Origin of the sequence: Aquabacterium sp. UBA2148 (genome assembly GCF_002328915.1) — a bacterium.
Lineage (GTDB): Bacteria > Pseudomonadota > Gammaproteobacteria > Burkholderiales > Burkholderiaceae_C > Aquabacterium > Aquabacterium parvum.
The window spans coordinates 1-10,583 of record NZ_DCXA01000129.1 but is presented as its reverse complement, the minus strand read 5'-3'; the positions used below and the strand labels follow the sequence as shown (position 1 = coordinate 10,583).

Sequence of the window (10,583 nt, the reverse complement as noted above, 5' to 3'; positions counted from 1 at the left end):
ACGATGAACTTGGGCGGTTGGGCCGAGCCATTGGTGACCGACAGGAACGAGCCCATGCCCAGCTTTTCGAGCGCCGGGCGCTCCAGCACCTCGGCCTTGATCAGCTTGCTGGCCTTGGCCAGGCGGCGGGCCTCGGTGGCCAGGTCGGAGGGGGTGCAGTGGTTGGCCGGGCGGTTGCCCAGCTCGCGCGCCAGGGTCACGCCCTCGGCAATGCCCTGGCCTTGCTGGATGCCTGCCTTGACGGCGGCGGCCTGCTCGGCCGGGCTCAGCAGGGTGACTTTTTTCAGCGCGCCGGCCTTGGGGGCACTGGGTTTGGTCAGGCGGAAAACGTAGGTGGCATCGGCCACGGTCAGCACGGCACATCGGGCGTGGTCGGCATCGAGCATCAGGCCCTCGGCTGCAGCGATGGCCACGTGGCCTGATCCGCCGTCCTTGAGCAGCGCCAGGCCCTTGGCCACGGCGGACTTGAACGATTTGGCCTTGGCGTCGGCTGCCACCGTCAGCACCAGGCGAGCAGCCTGCACGCCACGCGGGCGGTGCAGGTACAGGGCTCGACCGGCCTTGAGCGCCAGGTCATCGGCCTTGACGGCGTCCTGGATCAGGGCGTCGAGCACCGGATCGGCCGCCTGGCTGTGCTCGGGCGTGAGCACCAGCAGCAGCGCATCGGCGTTGACTTGGGAGAGGGCCGAACCCTGGGCGACGGAAGAACGGTAGTCCATGCGGTGCAAGTCCATAATGCGCGGGTTGATCGATCCATCCGATGTTATTCGATTCCTCCATCCGCCGAGAGCTCTGGCGCAGCTTCAGTGGCACGCTGGTCGTGCTGCTGACCGTGTTGCTGACCATGGTGCTCATCCGCATCCTCAGCCAGGCCACCAAAGGCAACCTCGCGCCCACCGACGTGGGCCTGGTGCTGAGCTACACCATCATCGGGCAGCTGCCCATCGTGCTGGCGCTGGCTTTGTTCGTGTCGGTGGTGGCCACGCTCAGCCGCATCTGGCGCGACAGCGAAATGGTGGTCTGGCAGGCCAGCGGCGCGCGGCAATTCCATTTCCTCAAGCCTTTGTTGCGCATGGCCTGGCCGGTGCTGCTGCTGGTGGCTGCCGCCTCGCTGGTGGCGCGCCCCTGGGCGCAAAGCCAGACGCAAATCCTCAAGGTGCGCTACGAGCAGCGCTCCGACATGGCCCGGGTGGCACCGGGCCAGTTCCAGGTCTCGGCCGATGGCAAACGCGTGTTTTTCATCGACAGCCACAGCGACGGGCTGACCTCCGGCCGCAACGTTTTCATGGTGACCACGGACGGCGACCAGGAGTCGGTGGTGACCGCTCGCCAGGGCCAGATCGAGGTGGTGGACGGGCAACGTTTCCTGGTGCTCAACCAGGGTGAGCGCACCCAGACCGACCTGGCCACGGGCGAAAAAGCCCTGTCCCGCTTCGAAACCGCCCGCATCCGCGTGGGCGAGAAGATCACCCCGCCCGACGTGAGCCCCGACCTGCGATCGATGTCCACCCCTGCGCTGGCCCTGCTCAGCCACCCCAAGGCGCAGGGTGAGATGGTCTGGCGCGTGGGCCTGATCTGGGCGGCCTTCAACATGGTGCTGGCCGGTTTGAGCCTGGCCGCAGGCAACACGCGCCGCAACAGCAACTGGAACCTGGTCTACGCCCTGCTGGTCTTCGTGGTCTATTTCAACCTGCTCAGCCTGAGCCAGAACTGGGTGGCTCGCCAACGCATGGACGCCCTCACGGCGCTGCTGGTGGTGCACGGCACGCTGACGCTGTTGAGCCTGGCGGTGATTGGGTGGCGCGATGGCGGCTGGTCCATGCGACGGGGCCGAGCGACACCCCGACCAGCTTCGGCGAGCTCAGGCGAGGTCAAGGCATGAAAACCGTTCGCCGACTCATTTTCCGCGCGGTGGCCTGGCGCACGATGCTGGTGGCATTGGCCTTCTCCGGCCTGGCTTTTTTCATCGACTTCGTCGAGGCCTCGGAAGACATCGGGCAAAACGGCTACACGCTGCTGGACGCCGTGATCACCTGCCTGCTGATGCTGGTGCGGCACGTGCATGACCTGATGCCCATCGCCGTGCTGATCGGCGGCATCATGGCGTTGGCGCGCATGGCTCAGACCTCGGAGTTCACCATCCTGCGCACCGGCGGCCTGAGTCCGGCCCGCGCCTTGAGGCTGCTGGCCATGCTGGGGTTGATGGCCGCCCTGTTGGTGGCCGCCATCGGCAACTGGCTGGTGCCCATGGCCGAGCAGCAACTCACGCGCCAACGCGCAGCCTTCAGCACCGATCAGCAGGTCACGCTGGGCCGCGCCGGCACCTGGTTGCGTGAAAAGCGCGAGGTGCCAGGCCAAGGCACGCACACCTTCACCGTCAACGTGGGCAGCGCCATCAGCGAGGGCGAGTTCGGCCAGGTGCGCATCTTCGAGTTCGACGCCAACGGCCAACTCAAGCGTCGGCTGTCGGCCAATTCGGCCCGCGTGATCCCCAACCCGGCGCCAGGCGTGGACGATGGCTCGGTCTGGCAGCTCACGGACGTGGTCGACACGCGCTGGCTGTCGCACGAGCGGCTCACACAAGAAGCCGCCCTGGCCGGCACCAAGGTGATCGACGAGCGCAAGCAGGACCACATGGAATGGGCCAGCAGCCTGACCCCCGTGGTGGTGACGGCATCGGTGCTGCCTCCGGAAAGCATGTCGGTGCTGGCGCTGTGGCGCTACACCCGTCACCTGGACCTCAATGCCCAGGCCGCCCAGCGCTACGAGATGCAGTTCTGGAAGAAGCTGGTTTACCCATTCGTCTGCTTCGTGATGATCGCCCTGGCCCTGCCCTTCGCCTACCTGCACGCGCGCAGCGGCGGCATGAGCCTGAAGATCTTCGGCGGCATCATGCTGGGCATCAGCTTCATCCTCGTCAACCACATCGCCAGCCACCTGGGCCAGTTGCAGAACTGGCAACCCTGGCTGGCCGCGATGGCACCCAGCCTGCTCTACACATTGCTGTCCATGAGCGTGTTCGCCTGGCTGGTGCGCCGACAATGACCCCAACGGAGCCCGCCCCCATGCCCCGCACTGGCATCTTGCTGTTCGCCCACGGGGCGCGTGACCCGAACTGGGCCCTGCCCTTCGAAGCCGTGGCTCAGCGGCTGCGTGCACGCGCACCAGCCTCGTCCAGCCAGTCGAACAACATGCCGCCAGAGGTGACGCTGGCGTTCCTGGAATTCATGACGCCCGACATCGCCGCAGCGGGCGATGACCTGGCCGCACGCGGCTGCACAGACGTCTCGGTGGTGCCCCTGTTCCTCGGTGCTGGCGGCCACGTCCGCAAGGACCTGCCCAGGCTCATGGCTGAGCTGGCTGAGCGCCACCCACAGGTGAGCTGGCACCTGTGTCCTGCCGTGGGTGAAACCGACATCCTCATCCAGGGCATGGCCGATGCCGCCTGGGCCCTCGCAGGGTCCGCCTCGCCAAGACCGCCTCAGGGCTGAAGCCAAGAGCACCCACCGGAGCCCGCATGAACCTGCACCAGTTCCGCTTCGTCCACGAGGCTGCGCGTCGCAACCTCAACCTCACCGAAACAGCCAAGGCCCTGCACACCTCGCAGCCGGGCATCTCCAAAGCCATCATGGAGCTCGAGGAAGAGCTGGGCGTGGACATCTTCGTGCGCCATGGCAAACGGCTCAAACGCATCACCGAGCCGGGGCTGGAGGTTCTCAAGTCCGTTGACGTGATCCTGCGCGAGCTGGGCAACCTCAAGCGCATCGGCGAGGAATACGCCATGCAGGACGCCGGCACGCTGTCGATCGCGACCACGCACACGCAGGCGCGCTACGTGCTGCCCGAGCCGGTGGCCCAGTTGCGCCGCAAGTACCCGAAGGTGGCCGTGAGCCTGCACCAGGGCACGCCCGAGCAAGTGGCGCGCATGGTGCTCGACGAGGTCGCCGACATCGGACTGGCCACGGAATCGCTCAGTGACTTCCCGGACCTGGTCACCTTGCCGTGCTACGAGTGGCAGCACGTCGTGGTCATGCCGCCTTCACACCCGCTGGCCTCGGTGCCTCGCCTGACGCTGGAGCAATTGGCAGCCGAGCCATTGATCTCCTACCACCCATCGTTCACGGGCCGCAAGCGCATCGACCAGGCCTTCCTGCAGCGGGGGCTGACGCCCAACGTCGTGCTCGAAGCCATCGACGCCGACGTCATCAAGACCTACACGCGCCTGGGCCTGGGCATCGGGCTGGTGGCAGAGATGGCGGTCAAGGACGACCCGACCATGTCGGCGCCTGGCAGCGACCTGGTCTGGCGCCCGGTGGGCCACCTGTTCGGGCCCAACATGGCCCGGCTGGCCTTCAAGCGCGGCGCTTACCTGCGGCAGTTCGTGCTGGCTTTTGCCGAGTTGATTTCAGACCGCCTGAGCCGCGCACTCATCCTGCAGGCGATGCAGCCGCCCACGGGCCTGGCCTCCGAGATGAGCCAGGACCACGGACTCTGATCGGGCACGCCCCGCTCAGGACCTGTCGTCCAGTCGGTCGAGGTCCAGGTCAACGGACAGCGGCTCCACCGCCGGCACGTCGAGGTGGGTCGAGCGCACGGGCTGGGTGGCCGTCAGCGGCGCGATTTCGGTCGAGGAGGGTCGCCTGCGCTCGGCGCGGTCTGACAGGTCACGCGCCACGGCGTAAAGGAACAGCAGCTCGCGGTAGGCAGGCAGGTCGAATGCATCGGCCTCGGGACCCAGGTGCACCAGGGACATCTCGAGCACGTCCATCGCACGCGTGGGCTCACCCCAAAGTGCCTGCAGACGCTCGACCACGCCGGGGTAGTCCACAAGGCTGCGCCCCTGCTCCATGTCGGAGGCCCAGGTCGGAGCCCGGCCGTTGAAGTGGGCGTTGAAACGCTCCTGCACACGCTCGTAATCGGCACGGCGGCCCAGCCGACGATAGATCTCCATGAGCTTGAGGAAGGGCCACGGGATCTCCTGTGTGTGGCCGCCCAAGTGGGCCTCCAGCAGCTCGATGGCGGCTTCGTCCTGTCCCAGCACGATGAAGAACTCGGCTTGCTGCTCCAGGTCGATCAGCTCCTCAACGGACACGGCCTTGAGGGGCTCCGGCGACATCAAGGGCGGCCGAGGCGCCGGCGCGTCGAACACCGGTGACGCTGGGAATCGATGGCTCGCAGCGGGTGGCGATGGCAGTCGCTCATCCTCCTGCGGCTCAGGGATGGGCCCCAACAGGTCGTCGCTCTTGTGCTCGACGTCGTCCAGGTGTGGCCTGCTGTGCGTGTCTTCGCTTTCAGGCAGGTTGAGGGGAGGCTGTCCGGTCTCTGGGCTCCACCAGGCGGCCGCCTGCTGGCGACCACGGCGAACGCCCCAGCCGTGCAAAAGCCATGCAGCCAGACCTGCCCCAGCCAAAAGAGCCAGCACGGCAGGCCAACTCCAGCTCGACCTCACAGGCTTCTTTTCAAGCGCCTGCATGCGCGACTGCAGCGCAGCCACGCTTTGCTGGGTCTGCTCGCCCGCACGCTGCAGGCCCTGCAAACGCTGCTCGAGTTCTTCGACATGCTGCTGTTGTCGCAACATGGCCTCGGGCGTGGCGTTGAGCGCACGCCACAGCGCAGCCGCAGCCTCGCGACGGGCCTGGACGTCGGCACCGGCTTGTTCGCCTTCAATCGGGGATGCCATTTGCCCGGACGAGCGCAGGCTGGGCTGAACCAAGGCGTCCGCGTCAACCGGGTCGAGCGCCAGGCGCGGGGACTCCGCAACGGGTTGCGTGCGCTGAGCCCGGCGTGGCTCCTTGCGCGTCGAAGTCGAGGGCGAGCGCTGTGCGCCCGCGCCCGCATCAGCGTTCAAGGCGGCTCGGGCAGCCTTGCGCGCAGGCGAAGTCGACCTGGGCTGGCCTTCGGCCACGGGGGATTTGATCACCTCGGCGTCGCCAGCCATCGGTTCTGCAACGGGGCTGACCTGGGCCGAACGCAGGCCAGGCGGATCGGCCAAGGCCACGAACTTGCGCGTGATGCGAGCCTGACAGCCAGCGCTCAACTGGACGTGGACCACCGGCTCATTGATCAAGGCAGTGGTGCGCAACACCAGGCGCGCGCCCATGCCGGCGGTCACGGTTTCAGCCGGCTCCAACGCCACCGACACCGCACCCGGGGCAACACGGTCATCACCAAAGAACACCTCGGCGGACACGCACTCTTGCGCGACGGACTCGCCGACTTCCAGGCGCAAGGGCACGACGACACGCAAGGTGTCGCCCAGCACAGCCTGACTCTCAGGTCGGCCCAACCCCAGGGACCAAGCGGAAGACGACCATGCCCAACCAACGGTCAGCGTCAAGACTGCAGTCAGGAGCCGTCTAGATGAGTTCATTCGGTGCATGATGGGGGTTCGAGATGACTCTAGCACGCAGGCCGTGGCGTCCATCCTCCGAATTGACGCCTTTGTCTCGCCCGCGCCAAACCCCCGCATGACCACCGAACTCCAGACCGAGCGCCACGGCAACACCCTCGTGCTGCGCCTGCATGGCCCCGCCACCCGCAACGCCTTGTCACCCCAGGTTTACGCTGCGGGCGTGGAAACCCTGAACATGGCCGAAACCCATCCGGATGTGCGCGCGGTGGTGCTCACCGGCGCCAACGGGCATTTTTGTGGCGGTGGAGACCTGCAGCGGCTGGCCCACCAACGTGTGCATGACATGGCCGCGCAGGAACGCAACCTCGACGCTTTCCATCAGTGGATTGAAGCGCTGCACAGCTTTCCAAAGCCCGTGATTGCAGCCGTCGAGGGCGTGGCCGCTGGCGGTGGGGTGTCGCTGGCACTGGCCTGCGACCTGCTGGTGGCAGCAGACAACGCACGCTTCGTGATGGCTTACAGCCAAGTTGGCCTCTCGTCGGACGGCGGGGCCAGCTGGCACCTGCGCCGCGCGCTGGGTCGGCAACGTGCGCTGGCCTTGCTCTGGCTGGGCGACAGCCAATCCGCTCACGACTGGCACGAAGCCGGACTGGTGCACACCGTCTGCACCAACGGCCAGTCGCTGGAGACCGCCCTGACCCTGGCTGGCCGACTGGCCGAGAGGCCTCAAACCGTGCTCGCCAGCCTCAAGGAACTGGTCAACGAGGCCGACCAGCCACTGCGCGCGCACCTCGAAGCAGAAAAGCAGCGCTTCCTGGCCAACCTCAGCCAGCCTGAAGCAGGCCAAGCCATCGAAGCCTTCCTGCAGCGGCGCAACCGGGGTTGATCAGTCGCCCAGGGCCACGGCCTTCAAACGCATGGCCAGCACACGGTAGAGCTCGCCGACCAGCTTGAGCTGCAGGGGCTGCAGCTTGTCTCCGGACATGCGCAAGGTCAGCATGCCACGGTTGATGGTCAGCACCATCACCAGGGTGTCCGTCCACCAGTTGCCGGCCGCCTCTTCGAGGGGCAACAGCACCGAATCGTCCAGCCAGCGGCGGGCCACGGCTTCGGCATTGCTGAAAACCACCAGGCGACGCGCCAGGGCGGCGTGATCGTTCAAGGGCACGCGCGGGTGCATGGCCAGCCAGCGCATCTCGTCCGGCAAGGTGTTGTCGATCTGGGTCTGCATGGCGTTGGTGAACCGGCTGAAAACATCGGTCTCCAACACCAGCGACAAGGCCCGGCTGAGCATGATCAGTTGAACATCGGAAGCCACGCCGGTGTCGCAACGAAAGCGAAGCTCCTTGCCAGCGATGTAGCTGCGCTGAGAGGCACCCCACTCCACACGCCAGCCCTCCGGCGCTTCGACGACGAAGCCCGTGCCGGTCTTGGCCTTGACACGCTTGAACGTGTGACCTTCGGCCTCTGCCCAGGCCGACAGCACCTGCCCCTCGTCTGTGGCGTCCCCAGCCGAGGTGGAGCCGATCATGCGCTTGATCGCGTCGAACATGCGGATTTCTTGCCCTTCCTGACGTGCCTCGCTCAGCATGAGGCGTGCATGCAGTATCGGCGATACCTGGCCTGCCTGGAGGGACTCGAACCCCCGACCTGCTGCTTAGAAGGCAGCTGCTCTATCCAGTTGAGCTACAGGCAGTCTTGACCGTCGAGTTTACGCCATCGCCCCATTTCGGGGCCGCCAGCGCGACAGCCACAGGGCGTTGAGCACCACGCTGACGCTGCTCATGGCCATGGCCGCACCCGCCACCATGGGGCTGAGCTCGCCCATGGCCGCCAGCGGGATGCCGATGACGTTGTAGCCAAAGGCCCACACCAGGTTCTGCCAGATCTTGGTGGTGGTGCGTCGCGAGACCTCGATGGCCGAGGCCACCAGGCGCGGATCACCGCGCATCAGGGTCACGCCGGCGGCCTGCATGGCAACGTCCGTGCCGCCTTGCGGGTTGGCCATGGCCATGCCCACGTCGGCGGCGGCCAGTGCGGGCGCGTCGTTGATGCCATCGCCCACCATGGCGACGATGCGCCGCTTGCCGCCCTCGCCTTGTTGCAAGCGATGGACGTGATCGGCCTTGTCGCCAGGCAACACCTCGGCGATGACCTCGCTGATGCCCAGCGCGGTCGCCACAGCCTCGGCCGCACCACGGTTGTCGCCCGAGATCATCACCGTGCGCACGCCCATGGCCTGCAAGCCGGCCACGGCCTCACGGGCCTCGGGCTTGGGCTCGTCACCGAAGCTGAAGGCAGCCATGGCCTGCCAGCCCTCGCCAGCCCTGCGCATGAGCCAGGACACGGTTCGCCCCTGGCGGGCCCATGTGGCGGCCAACGCCTGCAAATCGGGGTCGACACCACCCGGGATGAGCTCGCTCACCCAGCGCTGGCTGCCCAGTCGCCAGACGTCATCGGGCATGTCGCTGGCTTGCCCCATCGGGGTAGCAACTCGCTCTTGACCTGATGCGAGCGGCGCTGGGCGAGCTCCCGTTGGCGATGGAGCCTCCAGGGTGCCTTCGATTCCCCGCCCCGCGTGAGCGGTGAGTTGGCCCATGCGAGGAATGCCCGACATGCCGGCCGCGGCCTGCAACACGGCGCGTGCCAAGGGGTGCTCGCTGCCGCTTTGCAGGGCGGCCGCCATGGCCAAGGCCTGATCGCGTGTCAGCGCAGTTGTGCCGCTTGCAGAGGCCACTTCCCATGCCACCACGCGCGGCTGGCCAACCGTGAGCGTGCCCGTCTTGTCAAAGGCCACGACCTGCACGCGGTGGGTGGTCTCAAGTGCCTGCGGATCCTGGATGAGCACGCCATGGCGCGCTGCCACACCGGTGCCCGCCATGATCGCTGCCGGCGTGGCCAGGCCCAGCGCACACGGACACGCGATGACCAGCACCGACACCGCCCGGATCAGCGCCGCCTCGCCGCCCAAACCACCCCACCAAGCCCAGGCGCCAGCCATCAGGGCGATGAACGCCACCACCGGCACGAACACCGCCGACACCCGATCGACCAGGCGCTGGATGGGCGCTTTGCCTGCCTGAGCCTCGACCACGCGGCGGATGATGGCCGACAGCATGGTCTGCCCCCCCACGGCCGTGACCTTCATCACCAGCCGACCTTCCGCGTTGATGGCGCCGCCGCTGAGTCGCTCTCCCGGCCCTCGGGACTGCGGCAGCGGCTCCCCCGTCAGCAGCGATTCATCGACGTGGCTGTGACCTTCGGTGACCACCCCGTCGGTCGGCACGCGCTCACCGGGTCTGATCACCAGCACGTCGTCAACCAGCACCTGTGCCAGGGGGACCTCGACCTCGCCTTCGGGGCCCACGCGACAAACCGTCTCGGGCCTGAGGGCCTGCAAAGCGCGGATGGCCTGGGTGGTCTGGCGACGGGCCCGTGCCTCCAGCGCCTTGCCAAGCAGCACCAGGGTGATCACCACCGCAGATGATTCGAAGTAAAGCGCCGGGGCATGCCCGCCACCGTGCCCGTCGTGCCGCCACCAAAGCCACACCGACAGCCCCCAGGCCGCCAGGGTCCCCAGGGCCACAAGTTGGTCCATGTTGCCGCTGCCAGCTTTGAGCGCCGCCCAGCCCGCCTTGAAGAAGCGCGCGCCAAGGATGAACTGCACCGGGGTGGCCAGCGCGAACTGCACCCATGCGGGCCAGAAATGATGGTCGCCCCACAGCATGGGCAGCATCAGCGGCAGGCTGGCCAGCGCTCCCAGGGCAACCGGCCCCCAAACCGACCAGGCGGACTCGACCAGCTCCTGGGGGGCCTCGTCGGGAGCCAGCCACTGGGCCAGGTAACCCGCGCGCTCGACCGCAGCCAGCAAGGCAGTCAGGCCCTCGTCTGGAGCGACCTCAGTGGCCCAGCTCACGGATGCGGTCTCGGTGGCAAAGTTGACCTGCGCATCGGCCACCCCGGACACCTTGCGCAAGGCGCGCTCGACACGTCCGACACAGGCGGCACAGGTCATGCCGCGCACCGCCAGGTGGGTGCGTGCGCTGGGAGCGACAGGTCGGGCCGCTGAGCGGGATTCGGGTGTGGGCATGGGGCAGCAGGCAAAAAGCCGTTTCGAACGCGATGATGCCAGTCTCGACCTTGACACCATGTCAAGGTCAAGGCCTCGGCGACAAACAGGCGATGTTCGCACCCTGGTGAACGACTGCTTGACCTTGACATGGTGTCAAGG

9 protein-coding genes and 1 tRNA gene are annotated in these 10,583 nt (G+C 67.2%); 5 read left to right on the top strand and 5 right to left on the bottom strand.

Annotated elements, in window-relative coordinates:
- The coding region (locus B2W70_RS07020; protein ID WP_286744188.1) for a M17 family peptidase N-terminal domain-containing protein at nt 1-719 on the bottom strand (719 nt) is incomplete at its 3' end.
- A gap of 41 nt (nt 720-760) precedes the next feature.
- Here B2W70_RS07020 and lptF point away from each other — a divergent pair.
- Genes lptF through B2W70_RS07000 form a run of 4 tightly spaced genes read left to right on the top strand, consistent with a single transcriptional unit; the run spans nt 761 to nt 4,495 of the window.
- Nucleotides 761-1,882, top strand: a complete 1,122-nt coding sequence (lptF, locus tag B2W70_RS07015; RefSeq protein ID WP_286744185.1) for an LPS export ABC transporter permease LptF — start codon at nt 761-763, stop codon at nt 1,880-1,882.
- Nucleotides 1,879-3,045: an LPS export ABC transporter permease LptG gene (lptG, locus tag B2W70_RS07010; protein WP_286744183.1), complete on the top strand. Its 1,167-nt coding sequence runs from the start codon at nt 1,879-1,881 to the stop codon at nt 3,043-3,045. Before lptF ends, lptG begins: the two co-directional genes overlap by 4 nt.
- A gap of 20 nt (nt 3,046-3,065) precedes the next feature.
- Nucleotides 3,066-3,491 (top strand): sirohydrochlorin chelatase, encoded by a 426-nt coding sequence (locus B2W70_RS07005; protein ID WP_286744182.1) that lies wholly within the window; start codon nt 3,066-3,068, stop codon nt 3,489-3,491.
- A 26-nt stretch (nt 3,492-3,517) separates the two neighbouring features.
- Nucleotides 3,518-4,495 carry a CysB family HTH-type transcriptional regulator gene (locus tag B2W70_RS07000; protein ID WP_286744180.1) on the top strand — a complete coding sequence of 326 codons (978 nt, stop codon included), beginning with the start codon at nt 3,518-3,520 and terminating at the stop codon, nt 4,493-4,495.
- 15 nt (nt 4,496-4,510) lie between these two features.
- On the opposite strand, the gene B2W70_RS06995 is transcribed toward B2W70_RS07000, so the two are convergent.
- Complete coding sequence (locus tag B2W70_RS06995; RefSeq protein ID WP_286744178.1) at nt 4,511-6,262, bottom strand: type IV pilus assembly protein FimV; 1,752 nt, start codon at nt 6,260-6,262, stop codon at nt 4,511-4,513.
- Nucleotides 6,263-6,467: 205 nt separating this feature from the next.
- Here B2W70_RS06995 and B2W70_RS06990 point away from each other — a divergent pair, with 205 nt between their 5' ends.
- Nucleotides 6,468-7,238, top strand: a complete 771-nt coding sequence (locus B2W70_RS06990; protein WP_286744176.1) for an oxepin-CoA hydrolase, alternative type — start codon at nt 6,468-6,470, stop codon at nt 7,236-7,238.
- On the opposite strand, the gene B2W70_RS06985 is transcribed toward B2W70_RS06990, so the two are convergent.
- The 3 genes from B2W70_RS06985 to B2W70_RS06975 all read right to left on the bottom strand — a co-directional run bounded on the left by B2W70_RS06985 (nt 7,239) and on the right by B2W70_RS06975 (nt 10,442).
- Nucleotides 7,239-7,904: a hypothetical protein gene (locus B2W70_RS06985; protein ID WP_286744173.1), complete on the bottom strand. Its 666-nt coding sequence runs from the start codon at nt 7,902-7,904 to the stop codon at nt 7,239-7,241.
- A gap of 67 nt (nt 7,905-7,971) precedes the next feature.
- A tRNA-Arg gene (locus B2W70_RS06980) sits at nt 7,972-8,048 on the bottom strand.
- 15 nt (nt 8,049-8,063) lie between these two features.
- Nucleotides 8,064-10,442: a heavy metal translocating P-type ATPase gene (locus B2W70_RS06975; protein ID WP_286744171.1), complete on the bottom strand. Its 2,379-nt coding sequence runs from the start codon at nt 10,440-10,442 to the stop codon at nt 8,064-8,066.
- Nucleotides 10,443-10,583 lie beyond the last annotated feature (141 nt).